The sequence below is a fragment of the Gracilibacillus caseinilyticus genome, from assembly GCF_022919115.1.
GTDB classification, from domain to species: domain Bacteria; phylum Bacillota; class Bacilli; order Bacillales; family Amphibacillaceae; genus Gracilibacillus; species Gracilibacillus caseinilyticus.
Genome location: NZ_CP095072.1, coordinates 1,885,221 through 1,904,166, shown reverse-complemented (window position 1 = coordinate 1,904,166; position 18,946 = coordinate 1,885,221). Strand labels below are relative to the sequence as shown.

The following is an 18,946-nucleotide window of genomic DNA, read 5'->3' as shown; positions in this document are numbered from 1 at the left end:
TGCGGGGCACGGCTGAAGCTAACTTTGTGGAGAAGACCGCTTCACAAAGTGGATCCTTCAGCACCTGCATGTCCCGCGGGAGTCTACGTGGTTGGCCTGCGCTAGGATAAGAACTCTACAACTTTTGCAGGAGCTAGCATATTGAGCGCATCTTTAATTGTCCATAAATAATTGACTGCATTCATTAATGCCTAAAAACACTGCTTTTAGCGGTTACGTACGTTGTAAAACCTCATTAGAGCGCAGGAAATATGCGTAGACTCCCGTGGGATCAGTCGTGTCCGAAAATCCCGCAGGAAAGCGGTTTTTGCTTTCTGAGGAAGTTGAGGCCGACCCCACAGGACGCGGTGCATATTTCCGGAGCTTTGCTACGCATAGACAACATATCAAAATGGCCTACTGACGTATAGTTCCACTTTACATAATCCGTATTATAAGAACCCATACCGCATGTAATTTGCCTTCATGACAGTTTATATAATTGCCTTACTTCAAAAGAAAAGACCTGACCCTTACTGGATCAAGTCTTTTTTTTCATACTTAGTCAAAATCAATTGCCCATGCGCCTTGGCGGAAGACGGGTTCGGTTGAGCCATCTGCTGTTTCGCCGTCGATATCTAGATCAGCTGAGCCGATCATGAAGTCGACATGTGTTAAGCTGTCGTTGACGCCATGCTGATCAAGCTGTTCTTCATTCATATCAGAGCCGCCTTCCATGTTAGTTGGATAAGCTTTTCCTAATGCGATATGGCAGGACGCATTTTCATCATATAATGTGTTATAGAAAATTAAACCAGACTGCGAAATTGGTGACGCATGCGGTACTAATGCAAGTTCTCCCAATCGGCTGGCACCGTCATCCGTTTCTAGCAGGTGCTTCAATGTATCGTAGCCTTGCTCTGCTTTGAAATCAACCACTTTTCCATCTTTAAATGTCAGACTGAATCCATCAATCATGTTACCACCATAGACGAGTGGTTTCGTTGCCGTAACTGTTCCATCAACTTTGTATTTATGCGGCATTGTAAATACTTCTTCCGTAGGCATATTCGGATTGAAGGCATTACCATTTGGCGTTTGAGCAGCGCCACCTTTCCAAATGTGACCCTCTGGTAATTCAAAGCGGATATCGGTACCTTCCGATTTAAAAATTAATGCTTGATAAGATTTTTTATTTAAGTATTCGCGAGCCTGCTTTAATGTATCATTATGTGCATCCCATGCAGCCACTGGATCTTCTTTGTCAACACGGACAATTTTGAAAATTTGCTTCCATAAGCTTTCGATTGCCTCTTCCTTTGTTTTGCCTGGGAAGATTTTTTGAGCCCAGTCACCGGTTGGAATCGATATAATTGACCAAGGGATGCGATCGTTCATCGTATATTGGCGGAATTCTTTCATTGCTTCTCCTGCAGCTTTGTTTGCTTTCGCCACCTTGGAAGGATCAATGTCCTTTAACAAATCCGGATTGGTCGAACGGATCGATAATAACGCAGCACCATCTTCAGCAAAAGCTAATTGTTTGGCAATCTGCCATTCCGGGATATCGGTAAGCACTTCCTCAGAAGCATATTGATACTTCAATAATGTTAATTCATCATCAGCCCAGTTAACCTGAACATTTTTTGCACCCATTTCATACGCTTTACGTACGACAATTTTGGCAAAATCGGCTCCCTCTATTGATGAATTAATGACTAGTGCTTGTCCTTCTTGTAAATTCACACCTGTCTTTAACGCTAGTTCTGCGTATTTTTCTTGTAGTTGTTGATCTGCCATTTATGACTCCTCCTTCATTTCTTCTATTAAAAGGGAAAGTTCTTCCCATCTAACCATTTTTTGTTCCAATTGCTCTTCTAATTCACTTTGTTTGTTATATAACGGCTGAATGGCACCAATATCACTTCCCGCTTCTGTGATTTCCGATTGCACCTGTTCCAGTTCCGTTTCTAATTCGGTTATTTCATCTTCAATCGTATCCCACTCTTTTTGTTCATGGTATGATAATTTCTTCTTTTTCCGTTTGGGCTTCTGCGCTGCTGTCGACTTAGCAGGCTGATGATTCAGCTCTTCTTGTTGCTTCTGCTGCTCCCGGAATTCAGAATAATTACCATAAAAAGTGGTTACAGTCGGACTTCCTGTGAACGCAATGATCTGCTCGATCGTTTTATCTAAGAAATAACGATCATGCGACACGGTGATAACAACACCAGGAAATTGGTCCAAGTAATCTTCTAACACCGTTAACGTCTCTGTATCCAAATCATTGGTCGGCTCATCTAAAAACAGGACGTTCGGTTCCTTCATTAAAACCGTCAGCAAGTATAACCTTCTTCGCTCTCCACCAGACAGCTTGCGGACCAATGTCCACTGCTGTGATCTTGGAAAAAGAAAGCGTTCCAGCATTTGTTCTGCTGTGATCACGGATCCATCGACCGTATGAACCACTTCTGCCACTTCGCGAACGAGATCAATCACTTTTAGATTTTCATCGAGTGGTGGATGCTCCTGGGTATAATAGCCAATTTTTACGGTTTCACCAACTTCAATATCCCCAGCATCCGGCTCAATTTTTCCGGCAAGCATGTTCAATAGTGTTGTTTTACCACTTCCATTGGCACCGACAATCCCTAATCTGTCATCAGGCTTGATTAACAGATTAAAGTCCTTGAATAAAACCTTCCCATCATAGGATTTACTTAAGTTCGTCATTTCCATTACTTTTTTCCCTAAGCGGGTAGAGCCGACTTGAAAGGATAACGTTTGTTTGTTCGTGTCAAACGTCTTCTCCTTCATATCTTCCACACGGTCTATTCTTGCCTTTTGTTTCGTCGTTCTTGCTTTCACTCCTGCCTTTAACCAGGCTATTTCTTTCTTGAGGATATTCTGATGCTTGCGCTCTGCCTGCTGCTCTTGTTCTTCGCGTAATGCACGCTGCTCAAGAAACGTCTGATAGTTGCCGACATATGTATATAAGTTACCCTTGTCCAATTCAAACATACGATTAGTAATCCGGTTCAGAAAGTAACGGTCGTGCGTAACTAACAGAATCGCTCCAGAATAAGAAGGCAGATATTCTTCCAGCCATTCGATCGTATCATTATCAAGATGGTTAGTAGGCTCGTCCAAAATCAGTAAATCGGCAGGCTGAATTAATGCTTTGGCTATAGCTACTCTTTTACGTTGACCTCCTGACAATTGTTCGATCTTTTTGTCAAAAGCGGGTACACCTAATTTGGTCAAAATTGTTTTGGCAATCGTCATAGCATCCCATGCTTGCAGTTGATCCATTTTGTCCTGCATATGGATTAACTGCTGTTGCATTTTTTCATTAGCAGGATCTTGCTCTAATGCAAAGACAGCCGCTTCGTATTTTCTGAGCGTCACCATGATTTCGGCATCACCATAATAGATTTGATCTAATACAGTATCCCCTTCTGCGAGACGGGGTTCTTGATCCAAATATTCAATATGGTAGTCATTCGGATGATCAATTGTACCTTTTTCCGCCTGGTCAATGCCTGCCAATACTTTCAGCAAGGTTGACTTTCCCGTTCCATTGACACCGATCAGACCAATACGATCCTGATCTGTAATTGAAAAGGAAATATGATCAAACAACGATTTGTCACCATATGTTTTCACCAGTTGTTCTACTTTTAACGTGCGCATTCTATCGATCCTTTCGCCTGTGGTTCTTTTAATTGCAAGCTCTATTTAAAAATTAGTGACATCTTAGTGGTCATTTTGATTTTACATTGATAGCGTTGTTGCCCATCTACGAAAAAGAACTTAGCTGATGCCAAGTTCTTTTACAGGATTGGCGAGATTAACCTTGCAATCGATTCTTTCGTACGAATCCAGAGTGACCTTTTTTGATACAGTGGCAAGGTTAACGTGGTCACATACTCCATATCTTTTTCGAATTCATCTACTAGCATTTCTGCAAGTGTTTCATTATATAAGAAGGCATTCACTTCAAAATTGAGGCGGAAGCTCCTTACATCAATATTTGCCGTTCCGATTGAGGCGATCTTACTGTCCACTACAATCATTTTAGCATGCAGGAAGCCTTTTTGATAAATATAAACCGTTGCACCGGCTTTCAGTAACTCCCCAATATAAGAATACGTTGCCCAATATACAAACGGATGGTCTGGCTTATTGGGGATCATAATTCGGACATCTACTCCGGATAGACTGGCTATTCGTAATGCATCGAGCAGACTTTCATCCGGTATGAAATAAGGTGTTTGAATATACACATATTCCTTCGCCGACATGATCATCTTAATATAGCCATGCTTGATCTGCTCCCAGTCCGAATCAGGACCGCAAGATACGATCTGCATGCCGGCATTTCCCATCGGCACGGCGTCGTAATAGCGTTCGTCGTATTCGATATCATGACGTGATGCCTGATTCCAATCCAGGATAAAACGAGTTTGCAAATTTTTAACGGCACTTCCCTCGATCCGTAAATGTGTGTCACGCCAATAGCCAAAACGCTTATCCTCACCGAGGTACTCATCTCCAATATTGAACCCACCAATATAGCCTGCTTTCCCATCAATAATCACCAGCTTCCGGTGGTTACGGTGATTAATTTTAAGATTGACTTTAGGAATTAATGGCGGGAAAAACCCTTCCACCTCAGCACCTGCTTGTCGCATTCTTCGAATTAATTTCCTGCTTAGTGTTCTCGAACCAAGGTCATCATATAGAAAACGTACTTCCACACCTTCTTTTGCTTTCTTAATCAGTGCTTCCGCAAGCCGGACTCCGAGCCGGTCAGACCGTACTATGTAATAAAGTAAATGGATATGGTCTGTCGCCTGCTCGATATCTTCTAATAACGAATTAAATTTGCGATTTCCATCTGTAAAAATATTGACCGCATTGTCCTGTGTGAAAATCGCATCATTATTACGTAAATGCAAATAAAACAAGTCCTTGTATTGATACAAGCGGGGATCACTAATAAAGAAATCACCATTTTCGATTTCCCGCAGCTGATGCTGAACTGCCTTTTTGACCCCTAATTTACTCTTGGTATCCCATGTGAAAATCGTTTTGTTACTTAACTTTCTTCCAAAAATAAGATATAAAATAAATCCAAAAATCGGAATGAAGGTTAACACCATGATCCAAGCCCAAGTCGCCGTGGCATTTTTTCGCTCAAGGAAGATAATAGTTAATGATAAGACAATATTAAATACCAGTAGAAAAGTGATAACGAGCTGGGTAATCTCCAAAGGAAAACCTCCTTTTTAAAGAAAATTCGGCTTATCGACAAGTACTGGTGACATTTTCAGCCTGTCGAATTACAACGCTGAGAAAATTTCATACTTTTCTAACGTGCAAAAAAAGTCGTCTATTCCTAATATAGCACAATTATGATTAAGCTAATAGCAATTGCTATTAGCTTAATCAATACTTAAAGCGTCATCTTCTGCTTGATTTTTTGGTCCTCTGATTTCCAATACACCATCTTGAAAACTTGCCTTGGCTGTTTCTTTATCAACTGCATATGGTAAGGTGATCGTCCGTTGCTTACGTTGCTGTCTTCGTTCTTTATGATAATATTGATACGTTTGATCGTGCTGATCGATTTCTTCTTCATGATCAACAGTTATAGAAATTTGATTACCTAACAATTTCAACTTGATCTGTTCTTTTTTTATACCTGGCAAATCGACACGTACGATCCATTCATCGTCTGTCTCCACAACATCTGCGGGAATCTGTTTCGGCATTTTGACCTGTTCAAAAAAACTATCAATCGTTTCCATTACGTTACGGTTCGGTTTTTCATAAAGGAATGAGTCTAACTTCTTAATAAAGTCTTCTCCCCAATCATGTTTTCCGCCTTTTTGTGACATGTTCATCCCTCCTGGTCTTGTTACCCACTTTATACTATGCATAGCGAACGAAAAATGATCATAAAGTTTATGTTAATCTGCAGAAGATTCTATTACTTCGCAAAATTCTGATATATTTGTTGACGATTGCCAATGTATGACTTATAATGTAGTCAATTAAATAAATACGAACTCTTATTTCGAGTGGCAGAGGGAATAGGCCCTGTGAAGCCCGGCAACCGTCAATTTCTTTAGTTGAAATGGTGCTAAATCCTACAGGTTTGACCTGAAAGATAAGAGGAGGACTGAACTTACATAAGCAAACCTCTTCTTACTATCGGTGAGAAGAGGTTTTTTTTCATTAGTTTAGAGGAGGGTACATCAATGACAAATCCGTTTCAATTTCCAGGAAGTGAGACCAATTTATTGCATGGCGGCCAGCAAGTTGATCCAGCAACCAATGCGCGTGCCGTACCAATCTATCAAACTACTTCTTATGTATTCAACAACACAGAGCATGCCCAAAATCTTTTTGCTCTAGCAGAAATGGGCAATATTTATTCGCGTATCATGAATCCAACGGTTGACGTCTTCGAACAGCGTATTGCTTTATTAGAAGATGGAGTTGCTGCTGTCGGCACAGCTTCAGGCGCATCTGCTATTACACTCGCCATTCTGAACTTGGCTAATGCCGGCGATGAAATTGTAGCAGACAGCAATTTGTATGGCGGGACTTACAACCTGTTTAACACAACTTTACCTAAATACGGTATTAACGTGAAATTCGTCGATGGTACTAATCCTGAGAATTTCAGAGAAGCTATCACAGACAAGACGAAAGCTGTATACGGTGAAGTGATTACCAATCCTAGTTTACATGTGCTCGATATCGAAGCTGTTGCTGATATTGCCCATGAACATGGAGTTCCACTTATTATTGATAATACATTTGCCACCCCGTATGTGTGTAAACCAATTAGCTGGGGAGCTGACATTGTCGTGCACTCTGCTACGAAATGGATTGGCGGGCACGGTACTTCCATCGGCGGTATTGTGGTAGACAGTGGGCGATTTAATTGGAATAGTGACCGATTCCCTGGTTTTACGGAACCTGACGAATCGTATAATGGTATTCGCTTCGGAATTGATATTGGACCACCGGCATTTGCGATTAAGCTTCGTGTCCAATTATTACGAGATATTGGACCATCGTTAAGCCCGCAGAATGCTTTTTATTTCTTACAAGGTCTGGAGACGTTACATTTAAGAGTGAAACGTCACAGCGAAAATACCGAAGCCGTTGCGCATTACCTGAAAAATCATCCACAAGTGGAATGGGTTTCCTATCCTGGACTAGAGGATCACCCTTCCCATTCATTAGCAAAAAAATATTTTTGTAACCTTTTTGGTTCTATGATCGTCTTTGGTATAAAGGGTGGTAGAGAAACTGGACGAAAAATAATTGATCATGTACAATTATGGTCTCATGTTGCCAATGTGGGAGATGCGAAATCATTAATTATTCATCCTGCATCCACTACCCACCAGCAATTGACGAAGGAAGAATTAAAGAAATCTGGCGTTACAGAAGAATTAATCCGACTTTCTGTTGGTATTGAAACAGCTGAAGATATTATCGAGGACTTAGATCAGGCGATTGCAGTTGCAACAGATAGCGAACCAACGATTTCAACGGGTGCGGAGAAGGCAATCTCGTGGGTATTATCTTCCCCACTTGCGAGAGAAAACGGCGACATTCGCCCGAAAACAATCGCAGTGGCTGGCTCACTCGAAGACTCTGAAGCACTCAGCAAATTATCTAAATTAGGTTATCACATCACCAAAGCGGATCAGGCAGAAGGTGAGATTGATATATTATACATTTTACATCAAAAGGAAGCAGCTGCTGCATATACAAACCAGGCCAAAATTGTTTGGTTTGCTGAAGGGCAGACAGACCCTGCTACAAAAGAAAAGGCGGAAGCATACGGTCAAGTCATTGTCGAGAACAAATGCCCATTTCAAGAGGCAGACCGCTTACGCCGCGGAGAGTAACTCTCCCTGACTATCGTTATTTATCTCCCCAAGATAAATATATATATGTGAGACCGCAGGCCATTTCGGTTTGCGGTCTTATGCTTTTTAATGAATATTTTCCATAACACGGTCAGATTATTGTGATACAATTCGTATCATTTCACAAATTGACTCATTTTCAATTGTTAAGATGCATATTCTATAACACATGTTAGCAATCATAAATGGACGGGTATACTTAATAAGGATAAGATTTATAACTGTAGGTGTTGACCATGAGGAAAAAGGTATTGATTCTGGTCGTATTGCTGATTGCTGCGATCACATTGGCTGTTTATTTTGCTTGGCCATCAGATCAGCAAGAATCTTCGAACACGACCAACGAGACAGAAAATAATCAAACAGAAACTGAGGACGAAACCGCCGAAGAGGAACAAACCGATGAAGCGGAAGAAAACAGCTCCATTTCTTCACACGTCCGTGAAGCAGTCATGGGTGCTCTTCAATTGTTCAAAAAAGATGCACATATTGTTGCTATCGGGGACTCGTTAACACAAGGTGTTGGAGACGAAGAAGAAAATGGTGGCTATGTAGGTGTCTTAAAAGAGCAGCTTGATAACCAGAGCATTAATGCTTCGATTGATAATTTCGGTAAGCGCGGTAACCGTACCGATCATTTATTAAAACGCCTGGAACAAGAAGAAATTCAAGATTCACTAAAAAAAGCGGATACGGTATTAATCACAATCGGCGCTAATGATATCATGAAAATAATGAAAGATAATTTCGTTAATCTTACGGAAGAACCTTTTATTGAAGGACGAGAACCATATGGAGAACGGCTGACAGCTATTTTCGATAAAATCACATCATTACAGCCAGATGCAAAAATCTATTTAATCGGTTTTTTCAACCCATTTGAACAATATTTCGGTGAAATTGAAGCATTAAACCAAATCATCACCAGATGGAATAATAAGAGTTTAGAAGTAACCAATCAATTCGAACAGGTGCAATATATACCAATGCAGGATGTTTTTCAGAATGAAGCAGAGAATGTTTACGCTGATGATAATTTCCACCCGAATCATCGTGGATATCAATTAATTGCGGAACGCGTCATTACCTACCTGCAAAATGACTTGCGACAAGCAGAAGAATAATAAAGGATGACCAACATGGCAGAAAAAAAAGTGAGGAACTGGAGAAAATTATTTATTACATTATTATCGATTAATCTTGCTTTGCTTTTGGCAATCGTACTCTTTATCTTCTGGCCAGCCCCGGGTGCAGAAGAGCCGGAGCAAGTATTTATTGAAGATGAAGCAGGTGCAGAATTCACCATTCGTTCGAGCAAATCCAATTTGAACGAGCTGGTCAATGCGTATATTGATAAATTACCGAAGCTCGGCGAGAATATTCAGTATACCGTTAAATTCGATAAACAAGTGCATTTAATGGGTACGATTGAGGCATTTTCAAGCGAAGTACCCGTCAATATTAAATTCGAACCACAAGTCCAGCAAAATGGTGACATCATTTTACAGGCAACCGATATGTCTCTCGGTTTATTACGTTTACCAGAAGACCGGATTTTACAATATGTCAGCAGCCGTGTCGAAACACCCGAATGGATTACGATTGATCCTAAGGAAGAGCAGATATACATTGCTGTCACACAAATGAACATGGACAGTAACTTCCGAGTGCGTGCACAACAAATCGATCTGGCTAATGACAATATCTCATTCCGCATTAAAATTCCTAATGCTACATTGGGGTTATAATAAGTGTACGTTTTATGGTCACTTTAGTGGATTTAATGGCCACTTCTCATCAATTCATGGTCACTTCAGCAGAAATCCCGCTTCCATCGAAGCGGGATTTCTCTATTATTACAATAAATTATTTTGATAAACATAGACGGCTGCCTGTGTCCGGTCCTGCACTTCCAGCTTACTGAGAATATTGCTGACATGAACTTTCGTGGTTTTTAATGCGATAAAAAGCTGATCAGCAATCTCCTGATTTGTCTTCCCTTCAGCGATTAACAGCAGGATTTCCGTCTCTCTTTTTGTCAGACTGTCATGCAGCGGCACTTGATTAGACGAAGAGAACCTCGCCATCATCTTCGCTGTCACTTCTTTTTCCAGCACGGACTCTCCATTGTACGTATCACGAATGGCTCTCGCAATCACGTCTGCTTTGGACGTCTTCAACAGATAGCTGGTAGCGCCTGCTTCTAAGGCAGGATACACTTTGTCATCATCAATGAAGCTGGTTACGATTAAAATTTTTGCCTCTGGCCACTCCGTTATAATCCGTCTGGTCGCTTCAATGCCATCCATCCCGTCCATGACAAGATCCATCAAAATGACATCCGGACGTAAGGATAAGGCCAAATCAACCGCATCCTGACCATTTTCCGCTTCGGCAATAACATCGATATCTTCCTGTGTTGTTAAATACGCACTGACTCCGATCCGAACCATCTCATGATCATCAACAAATAGTACGCGGATCATTATTACTCACCTTCTTCGCTCATTAGTGGTACTCGAATTTCAATCTTCGTTCCTTCATTCTGCAAACTGACAATATTAAGTCGGGCCCCAATTTCAGCAGCACGCTCATACATATTGGTAAGACCATAGGAGTTATGTTGTTTTTCCTCTATATCGAATCCGATTCCGTTATCCGAAATTCGTAAAATGAGAAAATCATCCCGTTCCATTAATAATACTTCGATTAATGAAGCCTTCGCATGGCGTAATGCGTTGGAAATAGCTTCTTGCAAAATCCGAAACAGCTGGTCTTCAATCCCTTTGTTCACTTCAATTGTTTCTAATCGCCAAATAATATCCATTGGCACCTTGGCATGGAGTTCTTCAAGTAATTGCTCCATTCCCTCATTCAATGTTTTATCTTTTAACAAAACTGGTCGTAAATGCAACAGTAGTGCACGCATTTCCAGTTGAGCCTGCTGAATCATCGCTTCGATCTGGTGTAATTGTTTCGTTGTTTTTTCATCTTGCTCGATATTGGCTGCAAGCACAGCCGATACCAGCATTGACGCAGCAAACAGTTCTTGACTGACGGAGTCGTGCAGTTCCCTTGCCAGACGATTTCGTTCCTCGGAAACGACTTGATTAATCGTTTCTTCCTGTGCCGTCGCTCGTTCCTCAATCAATTTTTGTGTCCGTTTGGTTTGATCCTGAATGTATTGCTGCACTTCTTGCAATCGACTTAATACATCCGTCATTTCCTCATAGGATACAGGATCGGCAACTGACTGGTTATTTAATACACGATGCAAACTATTTTCGATAAAATGAATGCGACGTTGCCAAACCGCGGCGATAATAATACCCATGACAATACCAAACAAGATCGTGACAACTGGCATCATCAGTACAACTGGAATTTCCATCACTTTATGTGTCCAGAGCAGTTGCCAATTATTAATTGGAAAAGCTAAATAATAAAAGACGGTTAAAATCAGAAGCAGGAGAAAAGCGAGTGAAGTGGTCGTCGCGATCATTCTGGTGTATAACTTCATCCTCTTCTCACCTCAAGCTTTCCGACGATCATCTGTGTATAGATTTTCACTTTTTGGCGAGATTGGCGATAGCCTTTTGTTTGCAGCTGAACATGACGATTGAAAACATTTTTCTTCTGATGATCAAAGGCATGGATGTCACCGAAAATGACAGAATGATCAATCGTGACTTCGACATCATACGGTACAATCACTTCAATTTTTCCAGCAAAGTGACGAATTACCATAACATTCTCTTCATTTGGGAGCATCGTATTATTTAAATCCACCTGAATATCACCAATTCCAGACTGGATGTTCAAATCCTGCCAGGAGAAACCGTTCTTCGTTGTCTGGTACTTACCGAACCATTTGTTTTGAATCATCTGGTCTTCGTATAACGTCTCTTCGGTGATATCAATGAATTGTGGCAGTTCCTGATTTTCTTTTTGCTTTTGCTGATACCATTGCCATACAAAATAGATTATAATTGCAAAAATAAAGAAACGTATCGCAAACGTCTGCAAGATCGCAATAATAACAAAAAATATGCCACCCCAGAAAATCGTCTTGCCAGTTGTACTCTTGAAGGATCGTCTGCCAAAATAAATCCCCACCGCTCCAATTGCGATCAAGAAAAGTAGACCTACATCGATAAAGATTAATTCAATTAACAAAAATAGCGCACCTATGATTAATAATATTTGCAATAAATCATAGCCTGTCTTTTTTGACATATAGGGTCACCCCTTTATTCTATATAAAAATTTCGTTGCGATGACAGCTGGGACAGTCGCCCCGCAGGATACGTGTGATAATAAAACGTGCAGCAGAATCAAGGATTAGATTTTAATACATATCTTTTAGGAGCTGTCTTGTGATTTGTGCTCTTTCTCTGGTTTCGATACAAATCTATGGGGATCACTTCCCTGTTTTGTTCCCTTTCCTGGCTTTGGATACAAATCTCCTCATGCTTCTTTGAGATTTGTTCCCTTTCTCTGTCTTTCGATACAAATCTATAGGCGCTCTTCTCTGATTTGTTCCCTTTCCAGGCTTTCGATACAAATCTGCTCGTGCTTCTTTGTGATTTGTGCCCTTTCTCTGGTTTTCGATACAAATCTATGGGCACGTTCTCTGATTCGTTCCCTTTCATCGCTTTCGATACAAATCTCTTTATATATATTCGAGTTTTGTATCGTTACCTCGGTAGTAATTTTTGCAAGTGCTTTTTCAGACATGAAAAGGTGCAGATTTTTTCTGCACCTTTATAGAATAGCATGTTTTTAGTTAGAAGTTGTAGCTCTTTTTTCTAATTCTTGAAATCGGGCATCCAGAGTGTGCAGGCGGTGCTCTGTTTGAACACGTTGTTCGATCCGCTCAATATAGCTTTCGAGCTCTGCGAATTTTGATACACTTTTGGAGACTAGCTCTGTTTCGAGTACTTTGTTCATGCCTTGTTTCGTACGGGCAATATTTTCTCTGCTTCGTAATTCAAGACGCTTCACATAAAGATCTTTTAATTTTTGTTTCATTTGCACATATTTTGATTCAAGTGTTTCCAGATCTTGAATGGATTTATCTGACATTTCGTTCAGCTGTACAACACGTGCTTCGAATTGGTCCAATTCTACCTGTGCTTCTTTTGCTAATTCTGCTTCCTGCATTTCTTCTGCTAATTGGATTTGGCGTTTACGTTTTTCGACCATCGTTTTTGCCTGCGACAATTCTTTGGCGATATCGTGTTTAATCTCATATTGTTTTTCTACTAATCGCTTAATTTTCTTTACTTCCTGCTCACATTCGCGAATATACTGGTTCACATGTGCGATTGGATTTTTCTCTTCCTTACGATCCATTGCTTCGTGTAAGTCTGCCATCACTGAGTCTTTAATACGTGAAAATAAGTTTGCCATTTTTTATTCCTCCCTATATGTTTACAGCTTGTCCCACTCTAAGTAATCTTCGTATTCTTTCTCTTGCTTCCATTTTTTATATGTGTAATACAGCACAACCATTGCAACGACACCAATTAAAGCTGGGATATTTGAAATCGACATCGATACACCGATCAGGATAACAATGCCCCATCCTACTTTCGAACCGGTTGTGTCAGCCGTGATAAATTTTTTCACTCCGTAATAGGCAATGACCAGACTGATCAATAACATAATCATCGGACCAAGATTGGCTAGTAAGATGATTGCAGCAATCACCGCTAAACTAACGAGTAGAAATGTTCTCATTGACGTTCCCTCCTTCCATACTTATATGATAGCTCGTCCTGGTGGAATCAGTAACAGGCTGGGGTTATATTTTGGACTAAGCCTTGAGGCGTATTTTCTATTTATTGACACCACTAAAAGCGGACCATATAGTGCACATCACACATACAGGAAAGGGTGCTTTCAATGAGCGTTAAAGCTGTGTTATTTTTACAACTCGTTGCATGGGTAAAGTTCGCGAGGCATATCAGCAATACATAAGTCCTTCATTCCGTCACCACAATCCCTACTTCCCTGGTGATGCAGATTCACTTATGTTGGCGATGGAAGAGAGTGCCGAACAAAGCCCTGAAAACATACTGGATATTAACCTTATCATCCAAGTGAAAAAAAGTTTCAGTGTATTCCCATATCAGACAGAATCCAGATGATCGAGGAGGTGCAGCCGTCCATATCTTCCATTTTTAGGACGACCGAATTATTGAAATGCGGGATATTGGTCAGCCCATTCCATAAGAAAATAAAAACAATACCGCAGGACGCGAAGTAGTTGGCCGGAACGATATCCTAGCACATTTAATATTTCTAAATTACAGCATAGCTATTTTACATAATCCACATTAAAAACCCATACTCCCTCAATCCTCGGAAACAACTAATACTTCCCTCCCAAACAAAAAAACAGAAGCATGATCAAATTCCACGCTTCTGCTTTACCATCGCCTATAGTTCCGTAATTCCAAACGAAACCACACGATTTGTCATTGGATTGTAAACGACCGTTCCTCTCACCGTTAGTTGCTCCTGACCATTAGTAAGATAAAAATCGTACACTTCTTTTACTTGATCGTTGGTTAAGGACGTTCTTTCCACAAATCCATAATCGGTCACATTATAATTCGGATATGCAGTTTGTGTTACCTCTAATAAATACTTTCCCCATTTTTCCTGTTCGACGTCTGGGGATGGTTGAAATTGCACAGAAAGCACACCGACACTTGGACTCGCCAATGCCTGGAATGCTCTATGATGCAAATTTAATTGTGTTGCCGGTACATTCGGTACGGTGTCCACCACCGTCACGATCACTTGTCTGCCATTTTGCGGATTTGTCACTTTAAGCGTCTGACCACATTGAAAAGTAGAATTACTGCTTACCGCTACTGTCATATATTGATTATAAGACCACGGTAACCCACACTTCGTAATATTGCCACCATTTGTCCAAGTCGCTGTACCACTAATCATTTGCTGCCTCATCATATATGAATGCGGATAGGACGGATAGCCGAAATAATAGGAATGCATATTCATCAGCTCCTTCATGTTGATTCAACTTATTGTATGAACCGAAGTACCGATGTTGTGACAAAAGCCTAGTATTTTCGAATAAAGAATCATCACGCCGCACTGTTTTATGTTAAAATAATCCATATAAAACGAAAAGGATGATACTTATGAACAATTGGTTATATATACTGTATGCTACTTTATTAGCTTTACTTTCTTTCTTCACAGGAGAAATTGTTACATTCATCATGCTCGGTATTATTTTGATCAGCTTACAAAATATTCATCGCGTATTGAAAGAGTTGCTCAACGTAAATAAACAGAAATTAGAGAATGATCAAAAATAACCTATTTACATCAAATATCTTTGCCAAAGGGATACAGGTACATCGTAACCGCCATGGTATTGTAAATAAGCTATCAGTTCACCGTGGTAGATTAATTGTAACGCTTCCCATTCTTTTAAATCCTGTGGTTTCACCAGGCATGCTGGTTTTTCCGCTACATATATACCTGCTTCGTTTAAGACAGTCGCGACGAACTCTGAACAGAAATAGGCTTGCTCTCGTTGCCATTCTAAATTCAACAGCACACCAAATAAACCTAACAGATTATAGCGATAATGATCTGTTTCAGCTTCCATTTTTTCAATCCGTTGTTTTAACTGGTTATACGTTGCATCAGGAATGGTTAATTGATAGATGGCGCATTGGGATCGGCGAAAAAAAGGTGTGCGTAAATTCTCTTGGACGAAGCCGCCACTCCAAGGATTATAGGTTCTTTTTCTACCGAAGCTATAGACCTCTGTCAATGAGCTGTCGAATGAAATCGAGGCATGATTCAAGGTAGAATTCGTGCACAGGTTAATAAGACGTGATAACAGTGTTCCCGTATCCGTAAAGAGCAGGTATACATTTTTCAACACAGTCCACTCCTTGCTTCTTTATTAATATAGGTTTGATTCATCTTTGGAGTGCCATGTTTCCAGATGGTAAATTTTGAAATCTAATAATAATTTTTACTATATTATACTTTTACTTAATGTGCAATAGTTAATTCAAGATCGAGGTGAATGAATTGAAAAAATTAGATTTAGAGAGAATTGTTTTTATAGGCAGGACCTTTGAAGAATACATGAATATGTTTGCGCTAACAAAAGAATCACTTATCGATAAAAAAATACTGGACTGTCCGGCTGGAGCCTGTTCATTTACTGCCATTGGCAACCAATCCGGATTAGATGTAACAGCTTGTGATATTGCCTATCATTATTCTGTTGACTTCTTACAAGAAAAAGGCCACAGCGATATCAAGCATGCGATGGAACATATGAAAAAAGTCAAAAATAATTATCAATGGGGTTTTTTCGCTGGGGTAGAGGATTTACGAGCCCATCGAATTCGCGCCTTGCAAACATGTACCAAGGATATCGAACGATCCAAAGAACGGTACATTCCTGTTACACTGCCCTCTTTGCCATTTCGTGATGAACAATTCGATATCATTCTCTCCGCACATTTTTTATTTTTGTATGCAGACAGACTAGATTTATCCTTTCATCTTGATACCGTTGATGAGTTATTACGTGTTACAAAAGAAGAGCTTCGCATTTTTCCATTAGTTGACTTAAATGGAGCACGTTATCAGTATTTGGATGAGGTCATTCATTATTTGATAAAGAAAGGCTGCACTGCGGAAGAAATAAAGGTATCCTACGAATTCCAACGTAATGCCAATTCTATGTTGAAGATATGTAAAAAGGGGGAGCAATATGATTAGCGCACTGTTGTTTTTCCATCATTATAAGTATTATTGCAGGATTATTGTCCGGTCATTTCATAGCCTTTTTCTCCTGGATTTTTATCGGGACTATTGTTGTTATGTTATTTTTTGCGGCTGCTAACATTATTGATAATCAAGAGAAAATATTAAGTCAGCTCTATGCACAAGGCGCGCTAATCGGTAAACAAACGCGAAACTTTATCCAATGTGATAATTGACAGTATGAATATGATGAAACACGGGTTTCCTGCCCTAATTGCGGCAGCACATAACCTAGTTACCGTTACGAAAATCAGTTTGCTTCTTTCGGTACTGATTCGGCGTTACCCCGGTTCTTTCCTTAAACCTTCTAATAAAGCTGGAAGCAGAAAGAAATCCAACATGCTCAGAAATCTCCTGAACAGTCATCGTTGTGTCCGTCAGTAAGCGGTTTGCTTCAAATAATCTCCGCTGCAGAATATACTCCTGAATGGTCACACCAAATTCTTTTTTGAAAAAACGGCACAGATAATACTTGCTGATATGCAAATGCTCCGCAATGGTATCCAGACGCCATTCCGTATTCCAGACTTCATTGATTTCCTTGACGATTTGATCATGGAAATCTACTGGTTTTTGGCGCTCACTAGCCCAATCGAGCTGATGATTGGCTTCTTGATCGATCTTCATCGAGCGGCTCAGAAACAGGATCAGTTCCATCAGGTAGATCTCGAGTGCAGATTTTTGCTGCCAGTTGTTTTTATTATCATTTTCTAATAAAAGGTTATCGATGATCGATTGGAATTTATCCATATCCCAGACAAAAAGATCTAACATAAAATGGGGAAAAGGCAATTGATCCAAAAAATCAAAAAAAGTCTTCAGCAGCACATGGTCAAATGTAAAAAAGTCAGCCGTAAACATCACGACCACTCTTTCGTATGCTGCCCCATCCCGCAAGCTCACCCGATGAAATTCCGAGCTTTTGAACAGTAAAATGGTATTCTTCCGTAAATGATAGACTTTCTCTTCAAATACGTATAAAGCTTCTCCTTCTTTTAACCAAACGATTTCATAGCCTTGATGTCTATGAAAGACGTTCATTTGTGATGGATCCTGTTTGTGATGAATGAGAAAGCCCGGGACATGCTCTTCGTAGAACTCAAGCGCTGTTTCTGCCATGGACCAATCGCCTCCTTCCTCCTATTTACCGGACACAAATCTGGTGAAGATAATGGCGCCATTTCTCTGCTTCCTGCTGAGGTACACTTCGTCTGTTCGTGTTGATTACAGCACCAGACCCATGATTATCATATTCATATAATCTGGCATCCAAAGGAGAGTAGCCACCCATTTCTGTCCAGCCTTCTTCTTTAATATGAGCATCTACTTCACATTGGTAATAAAGCACACTGGCTATCGCGTTCGGATCTCCACCTGGATGCCATGGTCTCCCTAAATAAACAGTATGATCTGGCATTTCATTCGATTTTCTCTGTAATCGACACTGATCGAACAAATAACCATATGGTACGTCAATCGATGTGCTGGCAGCTGTGACAAAGCCATTATGGATAGGATCCTGAAGATTTAAAGATATAATATCACAGCTTTCAAACACCGCCTGCCCGGCACCAAAAATAAAATCAATCGCTCCTTCGACGACACACTTATGAAAATAGTGCGTTCCCTGATCGACAAGTAACGTATCCTGATAGCCTTTAAAATAACAGTTTTCCAGTTTCGTTTGATCGCTCTGATCTGCTGTACGAAAAGCAACCGCCTGTAAATTTTTCATTTTGGTTGGATCATTATCTTTTTTGAGGTATTCCTTCATGAAATCAAAGCGATTCTCAAACGTGATATTAAAAGCTGTAAAATTCGGTTTCTGAACGATGACACTGGCACTGCCAAATGTGCCATATGTCGACCCGTCTGCTTTTTCGGTACCGCTTGCCACATCATAGGTTAGGATGGTTTGATCGCGGCTCTCACCTAGTAACGTCACGGATGCCTTGTTGACCATCAATTTTTCCACATACACACCTTTTGCAATAAAAATGCATCCATCTGATTCATCGATATCGTCTATCGCTTCTTGAATGCTTCGATAAACCGGCTTACCCTGGATTGTTTTGTGTTCCAATTTAGTCGAATCTACAATACTATCAATCGTTTGACGATATTTTGATTCTAGTTCTACCATATTATAACGCATATATCCATCACTCCAAGCT

At 40.3% G+C, this 18,946-nt stretch carries 18 protein-coding genes and 1 riboswitch; of the genes, 5 read left to right on the top strand and 13 right to left on the bottom strand.

Going from position 1 to position 18,946, the window contains the following annotated elements; translation table 11 throughout:
• Positions 1-540: 540 nt before the first annotated feature.
• The 4 genes from MUN88_RS09055 to MUN88_RS09040 all read right to left on the bottom strand — a co-directional run bounded on the left by MUN88_RS09055 (position 541) and on the right by MUN88_RS09040 (position 5,882).
• Positions 541-1,779 carry an aminopeptidase gene (locus tag MUN88_RS09055; protein ID WP_244723512.1) on the bottom strand — a complete coding sequence of 413 codons (1,239 nt, stop codon included), beginning with the start codon at positions 1,777-1,779 and terminating at the stop codon, positions 541-543.
• Positions 1,780-3,672, bottom strand: a complete 1,893-nt coding sequence (locus MUN88_RS09050; RefSeq protein WP_244723511.1) for an ABC-F family ATP-binding cassette domain-containing protein — start codon at positions 3,670-3,672, stop codon at positions 1,780-1,782. It abuts the gene before it with no gap.
• Positions 3,673-3,812: 140 nt separating this feature from the next.
• Positions 3,813-5,255 (bottom strand): cardiolipin synthase, encoded by a 1,443-nt coding sequence (gene cls, locus MUN88_RS09045; RefSeq protein WP_244723510.1) that lies wholly within the window; start codon positions 5,253-5,255, stop codon positions 3,813-3,815.
• Positions 5,256-5,426: 171 nt separating this feature from the next.
• Entirely contained in the window at positions 5,427-5,882 is a 456-nt protein-coding gene (locus tag MUN88_RS09040; RefSeq protein ID WP_244723509.1) for an Hsp20/alpha crystallin family protein, read from the bottom strand.
• A gap of 171 nt (positions 5,883-6,053) precedes the next feature.
• Positions 6,054-6,161: riboswitch (SAM riboswitch) on the top strand.
• An 84-nt stretch (positions 6,162-6,245) separates the two neighbouring features.
• On the opposite strand from MUN88_RS09040, the gene MUN88_RS09035 reads away from it, so the two are divergent.
• The 3 genes from MUN88_RS09035 (at position 6,246) to MUN88_RS09025 (ending at position 9,685) form a co-directional block, all read left to right on the top strand.
• Positions 6,246-7,916, top strand: coding sequence for a PLP-dependent aspartate aminotransferase family protein (locus tag MUN88_RS09035; protein ID WP_244723508.1), 1,671 nt, complete (start codon positions 6,246-6,248; stop codon positions 7,914-7,916).
• A 257-nt stretch (positions 7,917-8,173) separates the two neighbouring features.
• Positions 8,174-9,061 (top strand): SGNH/GDSL hydrolase family protein, encoded by an 888-nt coding sequence (locus MUN88_RS09030; RefSeq protein WP_244723507.1) that lies wholly within the window; start codon positions 8,174-8,176, stop codon positions 9,059-9,061.
• A gap of 15 nt (positions 9,062-9,076) precedes the next feature.
• Positions 9,077-9,685 (top strand): YpmS family protein, encoded by a 609-nt coding sequence (locus MUN88_RS09025; protein ID WP_244723506.1) that lies wholly within the window; start codon positions 9,077-9,079, stop codon positions 9,683-9,685.
• Positions 9,686-9,793: 108 nt separating this feature from the next.
• Here the strand turns inward: MUN88_RS09025 and MUN88_RS09020 are convergent, their stop codons facing one another.
• The 6 genes from MUN88_RS09020 to MUN88_RS08990 all read right to left on the bottom strand — a co-directional run bounded on the left by MUN88_RS09020 (position 9,794) and on the right by MUN88_RS08990 (position 14,966).
• The gene (locus MUN88_RS09020; RefSeq protein WP_244723502.1) at positions 9,794-10,423 is read right to left on the bottom strand and encodes a response regulator transcription factor; all 630 of its coding nucleotides are present in this window, start codon (positions 10,421-10,423) and stop codon (positions 9,794-9,796) included.
• Between the two features lie 2 nt (positions 10,424-10,425).
• Positions 10,426-11,457, bottom strand: coding sequence for a sensor histidine kinase (locus MUN88_RS09015; RefSeq protein WP_244723500.1), 1,032 nt, complete (start codon positions 11,455-11,457; stop codon positions 10,426-10,428).
• Positions 11,454-12,173, bottom strand: a complete 720-nt coding sequence (gene liaF / locus MUN88_RS09010; RefSeq protein WP_244723498.1) for a cell wall-active antibiotics response protein LiaF — start codon at positions 12,171-12,173, stop codon at positions 11,454-11,456. The genes MUN88_RS09015 and liaF overlap by 4 nt, the downstream gene beginning before the upstream one ends.
• 546 nt (positions 12,174-12,719) lie before the next feature.
• Positions 12,720-13,349, bottom strand: a complete 630-nt coding sequence (locus MUN88_RS09005; RefSeq protein WP_244723497.1) for a PspA/IM30 family protein — start codon at positions 13,347-13,349, stop codon at positions 12,720-12,722.
• Positions 13,350-13,370: 21 nt separating this feature from the next.
• Complete coding sequence (locus tag MUN88_RS09000; protein WP_244723495.1) at positions 13,371-13,679, bottom strand: lmo0954 family membrane protein; 309 nt, start codon at positions 13,677-13,679, stop codon at positions 13,371-13,373.
• A 702-nt stretch (positions 13,680-14,381) separates the two neighbouring features.
• The gene (locus tag MUN88_RS08990; protein WP_244723493.1) at positions 14,382-14,966 is read right to left on the bottom strand and encodes a DUF3889 domain-containing protein; all 585 of its coding nucleotides are present in this window, start codon (positions 14,964-14,966) and stop codon (positions 14,382-14,384) included.
• 149 nt (positions 14,967-15,115) lie between these two features.
• Here MUN88_RS08990 and MUN88_RS08985 point away from each other — a divergent pair, with 149 nt between their 5' ends.
• Entirely contained in the window at positions 15,116-15,295 is a 180-nt protein-coding gene (locus MUN88_RS08985) for a hypothetical protein (protein ID WP_244723492.1), read from the top strand.
• Positions 15,296-15,300: 5 nt separating this feature from the next.
• Here MUN88_RS08985 and MUN88_RS08980 read toward each other — a convergent pair whose 3' ends face one another.
• A complete protein-coding gene (locus MUN88_RS08980) occupies positions 15,301-15,870 on the bottom strand; it encodes a hypothetical protein (RefSeq protein ID WP_244723490.1) in 570 nt (189 codons plus the stop codon).
• A gap of 212 nt (positions 15,871-16,082) precedes the next feature.
• Here MUN88_RS08980 and MUN88_RS08975 point away from each other — a divergent pair, with 212 nt between their 5' ends.
• The gene (locus tag MUN88_RS08975) at positions 16,083-16,727 is read left to right on the top strand and encodes a class I SAM-dependent methyltransferase (protein WP_244724424.1); all 645 of its coding nucleotides are present in this window, start codon (positions 16,083-16,085) and stop codon (positions 16,725-16,727) included.
• 276 nt (positions 16,728-17,003) lie between these two features.
• Here MUN88_RS08975 and MUN88_RS08970 read toward each other — a convergent pair whose 3' ends face one another.
• Both MUN88_RS08970 and MUN88_RS08965 read right to left on the bottom strand, forming a co-directional pair.
• Positions 17,004-17,891, bottom strand: a complete 888-nt coding sequence (locus MUN88_RS08970; RefSeq protein WP_244723488.1) for a response regulator transcription factor — start codon at positions 17,889-17,891, stop codon at positions 17,004-17,006.
• A 25-nt stretch (positions 17,892-17,916) separates the two neighbouring features.
• The gene (locus MUN88_RS08965) at positions 17,917-18,927 is read right to left on the bottom strand and encodes a pectinesterase family protein (protein ID WP_244723485.1); all 1,011 of its coding nucleotides are present in this window, start codon (positions 18,925-18,927) and stop codon (positions 17,917-17,919) included.
• Between the last annotated feature and the right edge of the window lie 19 nt (positions 18,928-18,946).